At 73.4% G+C, this 17,160-nt stretch carries 17 protein-coding genes and 1 pseudogene; 6 read left to right on the top strand and 12 right to left on the bottom strand.

Annotation, left to right across the window (positions count from 1 at the left end):
- Positions 1-6: 6 nt before the first annotated feature.
- From DEH69_RS04860 to lpdA, 3 genes are all read right to left on the bottom strand, one after another.
- Positions 7-453 (bottom strand): PIN domain-containing protein, encoded by a 447-nt coding sequence (locus DEH69_RS04860; protein ID WP_113685625.1) that lies wholly within the window; start codon positions 451-453, stop codon positions 7-9.
- A complete protein-coding gene (locus DEH69_RS04855) occupies positions 450-692 on the bottom strand; it encodes a type II toxin-antitoxin system Phd/YefM family antitoxin (RefSeq protein WP_113685624.1) in 243 nt (80 codons plus the stop codon). The genes DEH69_RS04860 and DEH69_RS04855 overlap by 4 nt, the downstream gene beginning before the upstream one ends.
- Positions 693-771: 79 nt before the next feature.
- Entirely contained in the window at positions 772-2,181 is a 1,410-nt protein-coding gene (gene lpdA / locus DEH69_RS04850; RefSeq protein ID WP_113685623.1) for a dihydrolipoyl dehydrogenase, read from the bottom strand.
- A gap of 220 nt (positions 2,182-2,401) precedes the next feature.
- On the opposite strand from lpdA, the gene DEH69_RS04845 reads away from it, so the two are divergent.
- Positions 2,402-4,867: an ATP-binding protein gene (locus DEH69_RS04845; protein WP_113685622.1), complete on the top strand. Its 2,466-nt coding sequence runs from the start codon at positions 2,402-2,404 to the stop codon at positions 4,865-4,867.
- Positions 4,868-4,895: 28 nt separating this feature from the next.
- Here DEH69_RS04845 and DEH69_RS04840 read toward each other — a convergent pair whose 3' ends face one another.
- From DEH69_RS04840 to DEH69_RS04810, 7 genes and pseudogenes are all read right to left on the bottom strand, one after another.
- The gene (locus tag DEH69_RS04840; protein WP_113685621.1) at positions 4,896-5,255 is read right to left on the bottom strand and encodes a CrcB family protein; all 360 of its coding nucleotides are present in this window, start codon (positions 5,253-5,255) and stop codon (positions 4,896-4,898) included.
- Positions 5,252-5,698, bottom strand: coding sequence for a CrcB family protein (locus DEH69_RS04835; protein ID WP_181727255.1), 447 nt, complete (start codon positions 5,696-5,698; stop codon positions 5,252-5,254). The genes DEH69_RS04840 and DEH69_RS04835 overlap by 4 nt, the downstream gene beginning before the upstream one ends.
- A gap of 351 nt (positions 5,699-6,049) precedes the next feature.
- Positions 6,050-7,033 (bottom strand): annotated as a pseudogene (locus DEH69_RS04830) (rod shape-determining protein); the annotation flags it as partial.
- Between the two features lie 66 nt (positions 7,034-7,099).
- Complete coding sequence (locus DEH69_RS04825; protein ID WP_113685620.1) at positions 7,100-9,085, bottom strand: ABC transporter ATP-binding protein; 1,986 nt, start codon at positions 9,083-9,085, stop codon at positions 7,100-7,102.
- A 188-nt stretch (positions 9,086-9,273) separates the two neighbouring features.
- Positions 9,274-10,188 (bottom strand): DUF3048 domain-containing protein, encoded by a 915-nt coding sequence (locus DEH69_RS04820; protein WP_113685675.1) that lies wholly within the window; start codon positions 10,186-10,188, stop codon positions 9,274-9,276.
- Positions 10,189-10,220: 32 nt separating this feature from the next.
- Positions 10,221-11,099 carry a hypothetical protein gene (locus tag DEH69_RS04815; protein ID WP_147255422.1) on the bottom strand — a complete coding sequence of 293 codons (879 nt, stop codon included), beginning with the start codon at positions 11,097-11,099 and terminating at the stop codon, positions 10,221-10,223.
- Positions 11,093-11,650, bottom strand: coding sequence for a hypothetical protein (locus tag DEH69_RS04810; protein WP_113685618.1), 558 nt, complete (start codon positions 11,648-11,650; stop codon positions 11,093-11,095). The genes DEH69_RS04815 and DEH69_RS04810 overlap by 7 nt, the downstream gene beginning before the upstream one ends.
- 243 nt (positions 11,651-11,893) lie before the next feature.
- Between DEH69_RS04810 and DEH69_RS04805 the strand changes: the two genes are divergently transcribed.
- The 4 genes from DEH69_RS04805 to DEH69_RS04790 all read left to right on the top strand — a co-directional run bounded on the left by DEH69_RS04805 (position 11,894) and on the right by DEH69_RS04790 (position 14,589).
- Entirely contained in the window at positions 11,894-12,355 is a 462-nt protein-coding gene (locus tag DEH69_RS04805; RefSeq protein WP_113685617.1) for a MarR family winged helix-turn-helix transcriptional regulator, read from the top strand.
- Between the two features lie 158 nt (positions 12,356-12,513).
- Positions 12,514-12,768, top strand: coding sequence for a type B 50S ribosomal protein L31 (locus DEH69_RS04800; RefSeq protein ID WP_113685616.1), 255 nt, complete (start codon positions 12,514-12,516; stop codon positions 12,766-12,768).
- Positions 12,768-13,961, top strand: a complete 1,194-nt coding sequence (locus tag DEH69_RS04795; RefSeq protein WP_113685615.1) for a GTP-binding protein — start codon at positions 12,768-12,770, stop codon at positions 13,959-13,961. Before DEH69_RS04800 ends, DEH69_RS04795 begins: the two co-directional genes overlap by 1 nt.
- 391 nt (positions 13,962-14,352) lie before the next feature.
- Positions 14,353-14,589 carry a DUF397 domain-containing protein gene (locus tag DEH69_RS04790; protein ID WP_113685674.1) on the top strand — a complete coding sequence of 79 codons (237 nt, stop codon included), beginning with the start codon at positions 14,353-14,355 and terminating at the stop codon, positions 14,587-14,589.
- Positions 14,590-14,644: 55 nt separating this feature from the next.
- Here DEH69_RS04790 and DEH69_RS04785 read toward each other — a convergent pair whose 3' ends face one another.
- Positions 14,645-15,160: an ATP-binding protein gene (locus DEH69_RS04785; protein WP_113685614.1), complete on the bottom strand. Its 516-nt coding sequence runs from the start codon at positions 15,158-15,160 to the stop codon at positions 14,645-14,647.
- A gap of 345 nt (positions 15,161-15,505) precedes the next feature.
- Here DEH69_RS04785 and DEH69_RS04780 point away from each other — a divergent pair, with 345 nt between their 5' ends.
- Positions 15,506-16,345, top strand: a complete 840-nt coding sequence (locus tag DEH69_RS04780) for a helix-turn-helix transcriptional regulator (RefSeq protein WP_113685673.1) — start codon at positions 15,506-15,508, stop codon at positions 16,343-16,345.
- 93 nt (positions 16,346-16,438) lie between these two features.
- Here DEH69_RS04780 and DEH69_RS04775 read toward each other — a convergent pair whose 3' ends face one another.
- Positions 16,439-17,059, bottom strand: coding sequence for a PadR family transcriptional regulator (locus DEH69_RS04775; RefSeq protein WP_113685613.1), 621 nt, complete (start codon positions 17,057-17,059; stop codon positions 16,439-16,441).
- Between the last annotated feature and the right edge of the window lie 101 nt (positions 17,060-17,160).

The following is a 17,160-nucleotide window of genomic DNA, read 5'->3' as shown; positions in this document are numbered from 1 at the left end:
CGCGGGCTACAGGTCGTCGGGCAGCAGGCGGAACGCCGGGTGGCCGGTCAGGGGGCGGATCATGCGGAAGTGGCGGTCGGTGGTGAACATGGAGTCGGTCCGGTACGCGGCGGCCAGGGCCACGTTCATCGCGTCGGTCAGGCCGATGCCCTTGCCGCCGTCGGCGTCCGCGTACCCCTCGGCGACGGCGAGCGCGGCGCTCAGGTGCGCGATGACGGCAGGGATCTCGAAGCGACGAGTGGCAGTGGCACGTTCGATGAACCGAGCTGCCGCCAGGGCCTTCCGGGCTCCCGCCCGGGTCGTGATCAGGTAGTCCAGCTCGGCCAGGACCATCGGCGAGACCACGAGATGGCTGACGGTCGCCAGGGCCTTCTTGTGTTCCTGATGGCCGGTGAGATGTGGGTCAAGCAGGCGGTACAGGGCGTTGGTGTCGGCGACCGCGACCAAGCTCACGTGCCCATCCCCTTGAGCACATCCTCGATCTCGTCATCGGTGAGGTCGGGCAGGCCGAGGTCGGGCAGCTCTATGTCTCCCATGGGGTCGACCGGGTACGGGGGGATATCACTCTCGGTGATCGGCACCACGCGGGCGACGGGTGTGCCGTTCTTGGTAACGGTGACGGTCTCACCGCGTGCCGCGGCAGCGAGGATCTGTGAGGACTTCTGGTTGAACTCGCGAGCTGTTGCCTCCATGTCCTACATGTTACTACTGGCACCCGGCCCGGCCGTCATGCCTGACAGTCGGGCCGAGTGCCCTGTGGGTCCCACGCGGTCACATGTTGATCATGTGTCCCGCGAGGCCGTGGATCGCCTCCTTCACCGCCTCGCCGAGCGTCGGGTGCGCGTGGACGTTGCGGGCGACCTCGTGGACCGTGAGGTCCCACTGCTGCGCCAGGGTCAGCTCGGGCAGCAGCTCGGTGACCTCGGGGCCAATGAGGTGGGCGCCGAGCAGCTCGCCGTAGCGGTTGTCGCTGATGATCTTGACGAACCCCGAGGGCTGGCCGAGGCCGTGCGCCTTGCCGTTCGCGGTGAACGGGAACTTGACCGTCTTGACGTCGAACCCGCGTTCCCTGGCCTGCTCCTCCGTGAAGCCGAAGCTGGCGATCTGCGGCTGGCAGTAGGTGGCGCGCGGGATCATCGTGAAGTCCACCTCCATGGTCTCCGCGCCGCCGATCGTCTCGGCCGCGATGACGCCCATGGTCTCGGCCGCGTGCGCCAGCATCAGCTTGGCGGTCACGTCGCCGATGGCGAAGATGTGCGGGACGTTGGTCCTGCCGCGGCCGTCCACGGCGATGGCCTTGCGCTCGGTCAGCGCGACGCCCGTGGTCTCAAGGCCGTAGCCGTCGACACGGGGCGAGAAGCCGATCGCCTGGAGCACCTTGTCGGCCTCCAGGACCTGCTGCTCGCCCTTACCGTTGGTCACCGTGACCCTGACCGGGGCGGCGGGGTCGGAGTCGTCGATCGCGTCCACGCGGGTCGAGGTGAGGACCTGGATGCCCAGCTTGCGGTACTGGCGGGCCAGCTCCTTGGAGACCTCGGCGTCCTCGAGCGGCACCATCCGGTCGAGGAACTCGACGATGGTGACCTTGACGCCGTAGTTGTGCAGGACGTAGGCGAACTCGACGCCGATGGCGCCCGCGCCCGCGATCACGATGCTGCCTGGCAGCGTCTCGGTGAGGATCTGCTCCTCGTAGGTGACGACGCGGTCGCTGAGCGACGTGCCGGGAAGCAGCCGCGTGGTGGCGCCCGCGGCGATGACGCAGTGGTCGAACGTCACCGTCTCGGTGCCGCCCGCGGTCAGCGCGACCCTGAGGGTGTGCGGGTCGGTGAACGTGCCGAGCCCGTCGTACTCCGTGATGGTGTTCTTCTTCATCAGGTAGTGCACGCCGTTGACGCGGCCCTCGGCCACCTTGCGGCTGCGCTGGAACGCCGCCCCGTAGTCGAACGTCACCTCGCCCGTCGACCTGATGCCGAAGGTGTCCGCCTCCCGGGTGACGATGTGCGCAAGCTCGGCGTTGCGCAGCAGCGCCTTGGACGGGATGCACCCGACGTTCAGGCAGACACCGCCCCAGTACTTCTCCTCGATGACCGCGGTCCGCAGCCCGAGCTGGCTGGCGCGGACGGCGGCCGTGTAGCCGCCAGGACCTGCGCCGAGGACAACGACGTCGTAGTGCGTGCTCATGAACCCTCACGCCTTCTTTCGCGCTCGCACGGTGGTGGTGACCATTCTCCCGCCCCATCACACCACTCCCCGCCGCGCCTGGCCTCGGGGCCCTGTGGCCGGGTGGGTGGGGGCCGTCACGTGAAGGATCGGGGGAAAACCGTCGTAGGACGGTTTTCCTGCGCGGGCGGGTCACTAGCGTGGCCGCGTCGCAGCCGTATCGGGGACGCCAGGGGGAGCCATGCCGGACGCGGACGGGACCGCCTCACCGCCGGAAGGGCCGCGCTCGGTGCGCGGGATCGGCATCGGGGGCAACGCCAACGGGCCCGTGGTCGCGGGCGATCACAACGTGATCGTCGACGCGGACAACGGCTCGCGGGTGACCGTGGTGATGGGCCCCGAACGCCCACGCCCCCGGCGCAGGGAACGGGTCGCGCTGCTGCCGCGCCGGGTGACCGAGCCGCTGGGGCGCGACGATGTGGCGCGCGTGCTCGCCCAGGCGGTGCGCGGCGGGGGGCCCGTTCAGCTGTGGGGGCCGCGGGGGTCAGGCAGGACCACGCTGCTGCGGCACCTGGCGCGGACGCTGCCGCCCGGGCCCGACGGGGTGGTGTTCCTCGCCGGGGCCAGGCGCAACGCGGGCGACCTCGCCCAGGAGGTCTTCGAGGCGTGCTACGAGGCCCCCGGCTACGCGCCCACCCGGACCGAGCTGCGGCGGCTGATGGCCGATGTGCGGGTGACCGTCTACGTCGACGACGCCGACCTGGCGCCCGACCACCTGCTTGAGCTGATGGACGCGGCCCCCGCCGCGACGTTCGTCCTGGCGTGCGCCGAGCGCTCCCTGTGGAGCGAGGGCACGGCGCTGCGGCTCGGCGGCCTCGGGCGGGACGCCGGGCTCGACCTGCTGACCAGGGAGCTCGGCGGCGCGCTGCCCGAGGGCGGGCGCGCCGCGGCCGTCGCCCTGTGGCGGGCCGCCGACGGCATGCCGCTGCCGCTGGTGCGGGCGGCGGCGCTCACGCGCTCCGACCCGGCGCGCGGGGGGCGGCTGCCGCGCCCCGCCGAGGTCGCCGAGCTGCTTCCGCTGCTGCTCGACCACCTGGCGTCCGACGCGGCGGCGATGGGGGTGCTGCACGTGCTGGCCACGCTCGGCGACGCCGAGGTGGCGCCCCGGCACATCGGGGAGCTGGCGGGCGTGGCCGCGCCCGACGAGGCGTGCGCGCGCCTGGAGGCGCTGGGCCTCGCGCTGGCCGGGGAGCACGGCTACGCCGCGGTCGCCGACACGGTGCCGGTGCTGCGGCGGCGGTTCGCGGGCCCGTTCCCCGCCGAGCGGCTGTGCGCCCACTTCACCGCGTGGGCGTCGCTGCGGACGACCTCGCCGGGCGAGCTGGCCGCGCACGGCCCGGCGCTCGAGAGGGCCGCGGCGCTCGCCGAGGCGGCGGGACACCCCGACCTCGCGGTGCGGCTGGCCCGGGCGACGTCGCCCGGGCTGGCGCGTTCGCTGCGGTTCGGTGTGTGGGGGCGGCTGCTCGGCCGCGGCTGGGTCGCGTCCCGCGCGGCGGGCGACCGCCGGGCCGAGGCGTTCTTCCTCCATGAGGAGGCGATCAGGGCGCTGCTGATCGGCAGGCGCGTGGTGTACGCGGCGCTGCTCGCGCAGTCGGCGTGGCTCGGATACGAGGTGGGCACCGGCGGCGGTGACGCCAGCGTCACGGCGGGCGGGGGCGCGGGCGGCGGCGCGCCGGGCGGGCCCGCCCCCGAGCCGCCGCGGGACTTCGACGTCGACGGCTACATGCGGGACAACGGCTTCGAACCGGCCGGTCCCGACACCTCGTTGACGCCGGAGGCGCCGGAGCCGCCCGATCTGCCCGAGACGCCGGATGCGCCCGATGCGCCCGATGCCGTCGGCGCCTCGCGCGGCGACGGCGGCTGGGGCGCCCCGCCGGGCGACGGCGGGCTGACCGGTGGCGCGCTGCCGCCGCCAGGGAGCGGCGAGAGCGTCGCCGCGATGCAGTCCTCGGGTGCCGCGGGCGGCACATGGGGCGGCGGGGCCTCGGCCTCCTCGGCCTCCTCGGGCGGCGCGGCGGCCTCGGGTGGCGCGGCCTCGGGCGGCGCGGGGGCGACCGCCGGCGCGGGGGCCACCGCGGGCGCCGTGGGGGCGTCGCTCGCCTCCCTGCTCGTGGGCTGCGCGCTGGTCGTCGGCCTCGGCTTCGCCATCGCCGACGTCTCGGGCGATGACGGGGGCGCGTCGTCGGACGCCGCGTCGGACAGCGGGTTCCCGAGCGACACGCCGACCTGGGACGACGGCGGTTGGGACGACGGTTCGTCCGACGGGTTCGGCGACCCCGTGCCCGAGGAGATCGTGGAGACCGAGGCGTGGACCACGGACCTCGCCGGGGTGTGGATCGCCGACGACGGCTGGGGGATCGAGTTCGTCGAGACATCGCCCGGCACCTACCGGTTCGAGACGCCCGACCCCGAGTGCGGCGGCACCTTTGTGCTCGAGTTCACGGGCGGGGACGGCCACTACACCGGCACCGAGCCGCTCCAGAACCGCGACGACCCGTGCGGCCCGCCGCTCGGCGAGGTCGCGTCCACGATCGTCGTCGACGCGGACGGGGCGAGCGCCACCTACACGAGCGAGCTGGCGTGGGCCGAGTCGGGCGCGGGCGAGTGCGACGGGTGCGGCACGGTGTACCTGACCAGGGCCGAGTAGCCCGAACGAGCGGCCGCGCGCGGCCCGTTCAGGCCCACCACACGCGCGCCACGGCCGCCCCCGCGACGGTCGCGGCCAGGCCCGTCAGCACGCTGCCGACCGCGTATCCCGCGGCGGGCCACCGCGCGTCGCGCCCGGCCAGCGCGACGGTCTCCCACGCGAACGTCGAGTAGGTGGTCAACGCCCCGCACAGCCCCGTCGCGAGCAGCAGCCGCGCCTCGGCAGCGACGCCGGTCAGCAGCCCGATGAACGCGCAGCCCACGACGTTGACGAGCCATGTGCCCCACGGGAAGCGCTCGCCCAGGCGGGCGCGCACCGCGCGGTCGGTCAGATACCGCAGCACCGCGCCGACCGCGCCGCCCGCGACCACGAGGAGCCAGCCCGTCACCGCGCCACCCCCGACGCCGCGCGCGTGGCGGCCGCGGCGAGCCAGGTCGCGAGCAGCGCGGCGAGCAGCGTCGCGGCCAGGTACCCGGCGGCGACCGCGACCCGGTCGGCGCGCAGCAGGTGCTCGGCGTCCTGCGTGTAGGTCGAGAACGTGGTGAACCCCCCGAGCACGCCCGTCCCGAGGAACGGCCGCACCAGCCGGTGCGTCCCCGGGCGCGCCTCGGTGGCCAGCACGAGCAGCACGCCGATGAGGGCGCAGCCGACGACATTGATGCCCAGGGTGGTCCAGGGGAAGCCCGCGCCGCCCTCCCGGGTGGGCCACAGCAGGTACGCGCCGTAGCGCCCCGCGCTGCCGAGCGCGCCCCCCACCGCGACCGCGGCCACCACGGGCCACTCGGGCGCGCGCTCCGGCGGCGGGTGCCGTCGGGGCTCGGGCGCGATCACAGTCCCGCATCGTACGCGCGGGCGGCGCGGGGGCCCTGGCCGATGGGATCAGGGCCCGGACCAGAGGGCGGGATCAGGGGTGGCGCCGCGTCACAGCGGGGCCTTCTCCCCGTTGCCGAGCTGGTCGTCGAGCCGGTCGTCGATCGGGTCGTCCAGCCGGTCGTCCAGCCGGTCACCGCCCCGGCCGCCGAGGGACGCCCCGAGCGGCTTGTCGCCCAGGGGGTCGGGCAGCGGCTCGGCCGTTGGCTCGGCCGCGTCCGAGGCGCGCGGCTCGAAGGCCGAGCCCGCCGCCGCGGCCCGGCGCCGCCCCCGGCGCGCGGCGCGCCTGCCGTGCCGGGAGAGGCGGCCGTTGCCCTCGAGCAGCGCGCCGAGGCCCTGGACCGCGCAGAGTCCCGGCTCCTCGGCGATGTTGACGGGCATGCCGGTGTTGTCGCGGATCATCGCGTCGAGCCCGGGGAGCTCGGCCGCGCCCCCGGTGAGCATCACGCCGCGGTCGGCGAGGTCGGCCACCAGGTCGGGCGGGCAGCGGTGCAGCACGGCGCGGATCGCGTCGAGCAGCCCGGTGACCGGCGGCTGGGCGGCGGCCCGCAGCTCCTCGGGGTCGACCTTGACCGTGCGGGCCAGGCCCGTGGCCACGTCGCGCCCCGCCACCTCGGTCATGTGCGGAACGGCGCCGGTGAGCGCCCGGTGCAGCGGGCGCACGGCCTGGCTGGGCAGCAGCATCTCGTGGCGGTTGCGCAGGTGCTGGACCAGCGCGCGGTCGATCGTCTCGCCACCCATGGCCACCTTGTCGGCGGCCACGATCGAGCCGAGCGAGAGCACCGCGATCTCCGTGGTCGCCGCGCCCACCTGCACGATCATGGTGGCCTCTGGCTCATCGACCGGAAGGCCGCAGCCCACCCCCGCGGTGATGAGGCTGTCCACCAGCTCGACGCGGCGCGCGCCCAGGCCGATCATGGTCTCGAGCGCCGCCCGCCGCGCCAGCGGGTCGGCGTCGTGCGGGACGCACACCGCGGCGCGCAGCATCGGCCGGAAGCGCCAGGCCCTGCGGAGCTTGGCGCCGACCATGGCGCGCAGCATGCGCTGGGCCATCTCGATGTCCACGACGGTGCCGCCGTTGACCGGGCGGACCACCTTGATGGTGGCGGGGGTGCGGCCCGCCATGCGCTCCGCCGGGGTGCCGACGGCGATGAGCGCGCCGGTCTTGATGTTCACGGCCACGACGGACGGCTCGTCCACGATCAGCCCGGTCTGTTTGAGATAGACGCGTGTACGCGCCGCGCCGAGGTCGGCGGCCACGGTGCAGCGGCGCAGATGATCAAGGGTGAGGGTCATACTGATCATGTTGTGTGCCCGGCCAGCGGGCCGCCCGCTGAAGTGCGCCGACCGGGCGATGGCCCGTCAGCCCACGGGCACGACGGCCGGTTCGCCGCCGTGCACCCGGCCCCCGCCCCTGTCCTGGCCCTCGTCCTGGCCCTCGTCCTGGCCGTCCCGGCCCTCGTCCTGGCCGTCCCGGTCTCCTTCAGGCCCCGTGTCGAACTGCGTCCTGTACAGCTCCTCGTACCGCCCGCCCGCCGCCAACAGCGCGTCGTGCGGGCCGCGTTCGACGATCCGGCCGCCCTCGACGACCAGGATCTGGTCGGCCGCCCGCACCGTGGAGAGCCGGTGCGCGATGACCACGGACGTGCGCCCGGCCAGGGCCTCGGCAAGCGCCTCCTGAACGGTCGCCTCCGACGTGGCGTCCAGGTGCGCCGTCGCCTCGTCGAGGATCACCACCCGGGGGCGGGCCAGCAGCAGGCGGGCGATCGTGAGCCGCTGGCGTTCGCCGCCCGAGAGCCGGTAGCCGCGCTCGCCGACGACCGTGTCGAGCCCGTCGGGCAGCGCCGCGACCAGCGCGTCGAGGCGGGCGCGGCGCAGCGCGTCCCACAGCTCGGCGTCGTCGGCGCCCGGGCGGGCCAGCAGCAGGTTGGCGCGGACGGTGTCGTGGAAGAGGTGGCCGTCCTGGGTGACCATGCCGAGCGTCGCGCGCAACGAGTCGGCCGTCAGGTCGCGCACGTCGACGCCGCCGATCCGCACCGCGCCCGCGTCGGCGTCGTACAGGCGCGGCGCCAGCTGCGCGATCGTGGACTTGCCCGCGCCGGACGAGCCGACGAGCGCGACCAGCTGCCCGGGCTCGGCACGGAAGCTGACGCCGTGCAGCACCTGGTCGCCGCCGCGCGAGTCCAGCGTGGCGACCTCTTCGAGCGAGGCGAGCGAGACGCGGTCGGCGGCCGGGTAGGCGAAGTCGACGCCGTCGAACTCCACGGAGACCGGCCCCTCCGGCACTGCGCGGGCGCCCGCGCGCTCCTCGATGAGCGGCTTCAGGTCGAGCACCTCGAACACCCGCTGGAAGCTGACCAGCGCGCTCATCACCTCGACCCGCGCGCTGGCCAGCGACGTCAGCGGGGCGTAGAGGCGCGTCAGCAGCATCGCGAGGGAGACGACCGCGCCGGGTTCGAGGCCGCCGCGCAGCGCGTAGAGGCCGCCGAGCCCGTAGACCAGCGCGAGCGCGAGCGCGGAGACGAGGGTGAGCGCGGTGACAAACACCATCTGGAGCATCGCGGTGCGGATCCCGATGTCCCGCACGCGCCCGGCCCGCGCCGCGAACTCGGCCGACTCCTCCGCGGGCCGCCCGTACAGCTTGACCAGGGTGGCGCCGGGCGCGGAGAAGCGCTCGGTCATCTGCGCTGACATGACGGCGTTGTGGTTGGCCGCCTCGCGCGAAAGGCGCGCCAGCCGGGCGCCCATGCGGCGCGCGGGGAGCACGAACACCGGCAGGAGCACAAGGGCGAGCAGCGTGATCCGCCAGCTGATCGAGAGCATCACGCCGAGCGAGAGCAGCAGCATCACGACGTTGCCGAGCACCCCGGAGAGCGTGTCGCTGAACGCGCGCTGGGCGCCGATCACATCCGAGTTCAGGCGGCTGACCAGGGCGCCCGTCCTGGTCCTGGTGAAGAACGCCACCGGCATGCGCTGCACATGGTCGTACACGGCCGTGCGCAGGTCGAGGATCAGGCCCTCGCCGATGCGCGCGGACAGCCAGCGGGCCAGCAGCCCGACGCCCGCCTCCAGGACCGCGATCGCCGCGATCAGCAGCGCGAGACGGACGACCGTGGCCTCGGCCGCGCCCTCGCCGATGGCGTCGACCACGCGCCCCGCGAGCACGGGGGTGGCCACGGCGAGCAGCGCGGTCACAACGCTGAGCAGCAGGAACGCCGCGAGCGCGGCCCGGTGCGGCGCCGCGAAGGCGCCGATGCGGCGGAAGGTCTCCCGCGAGAAGGGCCGCTCGTCGTCCTTGGCGTGCCGGGCGTTGTAGAGCTCGTTCCAGGCGGTCATTTCCATGCTCATGCCGGAGAGCCTAGAACTTCAAGCTTCCTTGAAGTCAATTTCGCGCGGCGGGCACGGGCCTCAGGGCACGCTCCCCGAGGGCGGCGAGGTCCCCGAGGTCGGCGACGGTCGCGGGGCTGCCCACCCCGCCCGCGCGATGGGCGTCATGGCGGCGGCCTCGCTCGCGGTGCTCGCGGTGCTCGCGGTGATCACCCCAGGGCGGAGAAGGGCGCGGCGTACACCACCCACACCTGACCCTCGGCGAACGGCAGCGGATCCCCGTCCGGCGTCGTGAACTCCGTTCCCTCGTCCCGGTGATCGCGGTCCCACTCGGCCTCGAACGCCCGCCCGTCGCGCAGCACGGTCGCCTCCCCGTGCCCGACGGTCTCGGTGAACGGCGACGCGTTGCCGTTGCTGTCGTGCAGGTCCGACGCGGTGACCTCGACCTCCTGCACCACGACGGTCGCGGGCGCCAGATCGGTCTTCCCGCCGTCCATCGAGACCCGCCAACGGCCCGCGTCGGCCTCCCAAGTGAAGGTGAACGACGCGCTCGGGTACGACACGGAGTGCGCCTCCCGCGGCGTGCCGCCCTCGGGCGCCGGGCCGAAGCGGAAGCCGATGTCCCCGGCCTCGCTCGCCTCGGGCGCGGTCGCGAGCAGGGCGCCGGGGTCCACGAACAGGTTGTGCGGGGCGTCGCGTCGGCCGTCGCGCGTGAACGCCTCGGGCGCGTCGTCCGGCGTCCTCGGGAACAGCCGAGCGTCGTCGATCTCAGGCAGCAGCGTCCGTTGCGCCCCCGAGAACGCCAGCGCGGGCTCGCCAAACTGCCGCAGCAGCTCCAGATCCGTCTCGCGCGCGCTGCGCACCGGGCCCACGCGCTCAGGCAGGCTGCCCGAGTAGATCGCCACCAGGCGGCTCAACCCGGCCTCGACCGGCTCCACATACACGAGGTCGGCCGCGTCGAGGCCCGTGTGCGGCCTGGCCTGGGGCGCGTTGTCCACCTTGACGGCCAGCACGGGCCCCGGCCCGGCGCGTTGACCGGTGAACGGCGAGATCCCGGCCTTCTCGGGGTCCCCGCCGTTCGGCTCGGGCTCGACGGTGCAGCCCGCCGCGAGCGCGGCAGCCATCAGCGCCACCGCCACCGACCGCGGCCCGCCGCTCAGCGCACCACGACGGCCTGCGACTCCACGACGGGTACGGCGGTCTCGGTCCACGGGCTCTCCAGGGAATCCGGCAGGCCGGGGAACTCCAGCACGTTCCCGTTCTGCTCATAGTGCACGTCGTAGACGATCCGCGCGCGTGACGGATAGCCGGACTCGTCCGACGCGCGCTCGTAGGTGTGCGCGCACGCGTCGCTCTCCGAGGTCACAAACGGGCACGTCATCGCGCCGCTGCCGTCGCCCGGGTCCACCTCGAGATGGCTGGGCTCGCCCACCGCCCGCACGCCGAGCGCCGCGGTGCCGACGATCTCGCCGTCCGCGCCCGCGGCCCACCACCAGGTGTCGATGAAGATGACGGCCTGCCCGGGCGGGCTGAACGCCAGGCTGAAGTCCGACGGCGCCAGCATCCCGTACGCCTGCCGCGCCAGCTCCTCGAGCGACGGGCCGTCCGGGATGTGCCACGTCCACTCGGAGACCACGATGTTGCCCGAAGGGTCCTGGCACTCCTTGTAGATGTAGACCGCCTCGGGGTCGGGCTGGCCCTCGGGCCAGTCCTCGGGGTCGGGGTAGACGGAGGAGGGGATGTTGGCCCAGCAGGCGTTGACGCCCTCGCACCAGCGGCTGGCGTCCGGCTTGCCCAGGCCCGCGACGCTGCCGAGGTCGCACTGCGGCCCCGACCCGCCCCCGGCTCCCTCGTCCCCGTCACCGCCGTCCCCGCCGCCGCCGCCGTCCTCGCAGTCGATGATGATGACCTGGCCGGTCGGACCGGTGCTGACACACTGCGGCGTCTCCGCCGCGGCGGGCGAGACCCCCAACGCGACAAGCCCTGCCGACAGCAGGGCCAGGATCAACGGGGCGACGCCCATGCGTCTCAGCATGAGATCGTCGTCTCGTCCGTGTGCAGCACCTGGCTGATCAGCCAGCCGTCATCCGTCCGCTCGGCTGCGACGCCGAACGGGCTGGGCCGGGTCAACTCCTCGGGCAGCAGCGAGGGGTCCTCCTCACCATCGGCGATGAAGACCCAACCGGCCTCGTTCTTGCAGGACTCGATGCGGGCCGCGTCGCCGTCGACCGTGACCGTGACATGGTCGATCACCGGCTCCCCCTGACGGTGGATGTCGTTGTCCTTGAAGGCACTTACCCGGCCCACCTCGGTCTCCACCACGCCGGTGGTGGCGATGCCGTCGAAGACGGTGTTGTCCAGCTCGGTGCTGTTCTCGAGCTCGATCAGGGCGTCCCAGTAACGGCCGTACAGCTCGGTCAGCTCGGCCTCCGCGTCGCCGCCGCCCTCGCCCGCGGGGTCGGCCGCGTCGGCCGTTCCCTCGATCTCCGCGGGCTCCCCCTCGTCGTCCGAGGAACAGCCCACCGCCCCCGCGGTGAGCGCCGCCAGGGTCAGGCAGGTGGCCAGTGTGGCCCGAATCCGTCGCATCGTCCCTCAGCCCGTACGTTCCGAACGGTCCCCCTGGGGGCCCCATGACGGCGCCAGGGTAGCGCGGCCGAACGGGCGACAGCAGGCTCCGCGACCCCACCGTGTCAGGGTCGTGACACGGGCCCCGGGCGGCCCTGGCGCCGCCGCGCCAGGGAGCCTTCGGCGCGTCGCTTCGCCATGGCTAACGGTGCCCCGCTCAACTGTGGCCTGATGCAACGGTGTTGCTGCGCTACCGTTCCGGCCATGCCCGACATCGGCCCACGGCCGCCCTCGCTGCTCGCCCTCCCCTCCCATCTGACGTCCCAGGTGGCGCGCTTCGGCCACCGGCTGCTCGAAGAGGCCCTGGGATCACGGGGGGTGCCGCTGGCGCACCATGCGATCCTCACCGCGCTCGAGGACTTCGGGCCGATGTCCCAGCAGCGGCTCGCGGCCGCGCTCGACCTCGACAAGAGCCATCTCGTGGGCCGCATCGACCGCTTGGAGCGCGCCGGGCTGGCCGCGCGCACCCGCGACCCGGACGACCGGCGCCGCCACCGCGTCACCCTCACGCCCAAGGGGGCGGCCCTGCTCGCCGAGTTGCGCCTGGCCGCCGCCGCGTCGCAGGAGCGGTTCCTCGCGCCGTTGAACGCCAAGGAGCGCGGGACGTTCAACGCGTTGCTGCGGCGGCTCCTCGCGGCGAGCGACGAGTCGCGCCGGTCGATGTGATCCTCCTCTTAATGAAAATGGTTTCCGTTTCTGTACAGTGGGTCCCGACAGCGCTCCCGGTCGTGAAGGGAGGGCCCGCGGGCAGCGGGTACTCGGAGGCGACCGTTGGGAGCTTCGCGGACCGCCGAACGAGACGGCGTGAGAGGAGAGCGTGGACGATGAAGAAGGGAATCCACCCCGACTACCGGCCGGTCGTCTTCCGGGACCGGGCCGCAGGCTTCGCCTTCCTCACCCGGTCGACCGCGACGAGCGACCGGACGATCGAGTGGGAGGACGGCAACACCTACCCCGTCGTCGACGTCGAGATCTCCTCGGCGAGTCACGCCTTCTACACCGGCACCACGCGCGTGCTCGACACCGCGGGGCGCGTGGAACGTTTCGAGCGCCGCTACGGCAAGCGCGAGGACCGCTGATGGGTCCCGCCGAGCCGTCCGCCGCCCGGCCCGCCCCGCCCGCCCTGCCCGTCGTGCTCGTCGGCGGACTCCACGCGGACGCCCGCGACGCCGCGGTCGACCGGCTGCTGCGCGCGCTGCCCGGCAGCGTCGCGCTGCACCACGACCTGTCGGGCGCCGCGCGGCACACCGTCACGAGCACCGTGCGTGACCAGGACGCGGTGCTCGGCAGCCGCACCACCCCCCTGGTCAACGACTGCGCGTGCTGCGCCCTGCGCGCCGACCTGGTGCCCGAGCTGCTGCGGCTGGCGGACGGCGGGGTGTGCACGCTGGCCGTCGTCGAGCTGTGGGACTCGGTGGAGCCGCGGTCGATGGCCGAGGTGATCAGCGCGCACGGCGACGGGCGGCTGCGGCTCTCCGGCGTGGTGACCGCGGTGGATCCCGGGCTGGTCGGCGCCTATCTGGGGTGCGGCGACGACCTGGCCGACGGCGGCCTCGCCATCGCGGCGACCGACCGGCGCACGGTCGCGGACACCTGGGCGCGGCAGCTCGAGTACGCCACGGTGCTCGCGCTCGCGGACGTGGAGGACGGCGGGCTCCCCGGCGACGAGCAGGACAGGGCGCTGCTGGCGCAGCTGCACCCGACGGCGCACCGCGTGCCGATCGGCTCGGGCGCGTTCCCGAGGCTCGCGCTCGGGGGGTTCGACGTGGTCGACGCGGCGGCCAGGCAGCACCCGGCGAGCGCGCTGCTGCCGCAGGAGGCACAGGAGCACGGCGTCGGCACGCTCGTGTGGCGGCGCCGCAGGCCCTTCCACCCGGCGCGGCTGTACGCGGCGCTCGAGGAGCTGACGTGCGCGGCGCCGCGCAGCCGCGGCCGCTTCTGGCTCGCCAACCGGCCCGACACGCTCCTGTCGTGGGACGCGGCGGGCGGCGCGCTCTGCGTCGACAACGCCGGGCCCTGGCTGGCCGCGCTGCCCGACGCGGCCTGGGAGATGGTGCCCCCGGAGCGCAGGGCGGCGGCCGCGCTCGACTGGGATCCCGTGCACGGCGACCGCGCGCAGCACCTGGTCTTCATCGGGCCCGCGCTCGACCGGGGCGCGCTGCGCGGGGTGCTGGCGTCTTGCCTGCTCACCGAGAGCGAGTACGCGGCGGGCCGGACGGCCTGGCGGCGGCTGGCCTCCGCGTTCGACGAGCTGCTCGACCCCGTGCCCTGAGCGGTCGGTGGGGCGGGGGCCGGTCGGCGCGGTCGGCGCGGCCGGTGGGGCCGGTGGGGCCGGGGTGGTCGGGGTGGTCGGGATGGTCGGGGCGGTCGGGGCGGTCGCGGCGGTGGCGGCGGTCGGAAACGGGCGCAGGGATGGCCGGTTGCGAACGGCGAGATGGCCGGTTGCGAACGAATCGCGCCATTCGCGGTCGCGAGGGAACCCGAACTCAGCCCCGACCGTCTCAAGGGTGGCCTGGACGACGTGTGACAGGTCGGCGACGGCGTGTCGTGCACGTGCATTGTCCCGTGCATATGCAAGTGAACGAGGTTATGCTCAGGGATAGTTGGGCCCGATGGTGATCATGGGGCCTGTTTGCACCACTTCGCACGACCGGGAGAGACCAGTGCCCGACGCGTACAACGGCATCGCCGCACACAAGCTCCGGGATGTGGTGTGGTTGAAGAGTAGCCACAGCAACTCACAAGGGACCTGCGCCGAGTTCGCCAAGCTCCCCAGCGGCGACGTGGCCATGCGGAACTCACGCTTCCCCGAAGGGCCCGCGCTCGTATACACCTCGGCCGAGCTCGAGGCGTTGCTTCGGGGCGTGAAGGACGGGGAGTTCGACCACTTGATCGGCTGACGCGGCCGCGCGGCGCCCGCTGCCCGCGCTCCCGGCCGCCGGTGCGCTCCCGTTCTCAGGCGCCCGTTCTGAACACCGCCCAGACGACCTTGCCGCGCCGCTCGCCCGCCAGGGCGCGCCAGCCCCAGCCGTCGCTGAAACACTCCACGAGGTGCAGCCCGCGGCCCGACTCGGCTACCCCGTCCATCTCGCCGACGCGCGGCGCGGCCGTGCTCGGGTCCTGGACGGCGCAGATGAGCCGCCCCGAGCAACGCATCAACTCCAGCTCGACGGCGCTGCGTCCGCCGCCGCCGTCGTACGCGTTCCCTTCCTCGTCGAACGTCGTGGGCCGAACGCCGACGCCGTGCCGCACCGCGTTGGTCACCAGCTCCGAGACCACGAGCGCGACCGCGTCGAACTGCTCGGGGAGCCGCCACCCGTGCAGCGTGCTCCGGGTGAAGTCGCGGGCGCGGCGCACCGATTCGGGGCGCGGCGCGAGGCCGAGCGTCGCGGTGCCTGACAGGGTCCGAAGGTCCACGGGAGGGGACTGATGCCCTAATGAGTCGAGCATGGGCGTTCCTTTGGTCCCCATGGCGCGGCACTCCTGGCGTTGCGGCGGCACTCCTGTCAACGGCGGGCTGACCCTGTGCCAACCCCCGTACCCCGTCCCCGTCCGGCTGGTGCGGACAGGGCCGTACTGCCGCGCCGGTTCGCGGCGCGTAGAACTCATGCTTCCCAAGGCTTACGGCAAATGCAAGGGAAGATGCACGTGCACGAAAAAATTTGATCGACTGTAATCATGCGGGCACCCAATGAAGCACTGACGTGGCAGACTTCGCACCGGCAGTCGTGGGAAGCAGAGGAGCGCATGAGTACTCAGCGGATGGCGGGGGGAGCGGACACCAACGTCACCGGCGGTGAGCAGGCCAGCGGATCCATGGTGCGCCGAATCCTGCTCGGCACGCAGCTGCGGAGGCTGCGCGAGGCGTGCGGAGTGACACGGGAGGAGGCCGGATACTCGATCCGGGCCTCCGAATCGAAGATCAGCAGAATGGAGCTCGGGAGGGTCAGCTTCAAGCCGCGGGACGTGGCTGATCTGCTGACTCTCTACGGAGTGACCGACGAGGCCGAGCGCGAACCACTGCTCGGCCTCGCGCGTTCCTCGGGGCGCGCGGGCTGGTGGCACAGCTACAGCGACGTCCTGCCGAGCTGGTTCCAGACCTATGTCGGGCTCGAGGCGGCGGCGGAGCGGATCGGGACCTACGAGTTGCAGTTCGTGCACGGGCTGCTCCAGACCGAGGACTACGCGCACGCCGTGGTGGTCTCCGGGCACAAGGGCCATCTGTCGAGGGCCGAGGTGGACCGGCGGATCGCGCTGCGGCTGGGGCGGCAGAAGCTGCTCGTCGCGGAGAACGCTCCCCACCTGCACTGCGTCCTCGACGAGGCCGCGCTGCGCAGGCCCTTCGGCGGGCCGCGCGTGATGGACGAACAGTTGCGCGTGCTCCTCGAGTTCTCCGAGCACCCCAACATCACGCTCCAGGTCGTTCCCTTCAGCAAGGGCGGGCACGTAGCCGAGTCCGGGGCGTTCACGCTGCTGCGCTTCGCCGAGCGGGAGCTGCCCGACCTCGTCTATGTGGAGCAGCTGACCGGGGCGCTCTACCTGGACAAGCGCGAGGAGGTCGCGGCGTACCAGGTCGTGCTCGACCGGCTCGGGTCGACCGCGCTGGGGAGGGACGAGAGCCGGGGGCTGATCCGGGAGATCCGACAGCGGCACTGAGCGCGGTAATGAGCGCGCCACGGAGGCGCGCGGGCGGGCCCGCCCTGACGCGCCTGTCCGTTCGCGCCCTGGCCGTTCACGCGCCCTGGCCGTTCACGCGTTTTGTCCGAAGGGGTTGTCCATCCCCTCGGGCAGCACCTCCACGCTCCGTTCGCCCTCGCCCGCCATCACATAGGCGCCGCCCTCGAGGCGCTCGATCAGGCCCCGGGTCCACTCGGCGCTGCTCTCCGAGTTGTGGATCCAGAGCCGCATGATCTCGCCGATGTGGCCCCACTCGGCGGGGGTGGACTGCGGGGTCCAGTGGCGCCGCACCTCCTCGCGCCAGCCGTCGAGCGCGGCGACCCGCTCCTTGAGCAGCGCGACGGCCTCCTCGCGGGGGAGGTCCACGATGAACCCCACCCCCGTCGTCAGCACATCGATCCGCTGGTCATGGGCGCGCAACGACTCCCGCAACAGCTCCAGATACGTCTCCTCGCCCGCCTCGGTCAGCTCGTACTCCGTGCGCGGCGGGCCGCCCACCGTGCTGGGCGCGATCTCGTGGGCCAGCAGTAGGCCCTGCTTGGCCATCTGTTTGAGGGCGTGGTAGATCGAGCCCGGCTTCGCCGTCGACCACTGATGGGCGCCCCAGAACTCCAGGTCGTTCCGCACCTGGTAGCCGTGCGCCCGGCCGTGCTGACGCACCGCGCCGAGAACCAGCAGCCGCATGACCGACATCCGCCGTCGCCTCTTCTTCCTTGTCTCCGCTGTCCGGAAAGCAGTCTCTCACCGGCGATGGTAATCAAGTTTGACTAGTGAGGCTGGGTGGCAACCCTCCC

This window comes from Streptomyces sp. PT12 (assembly GCF_003311645.1).
In the GTDB taxonomy this organism is placed as follows: Bacteria; Actinomycetota; Actinomycetes; order Streptomycetales; family Streptomycetaceae; genus Streptomyces.
This window is presented reverse-complemented; position numbering and strand designations above follow the sequence as displayed.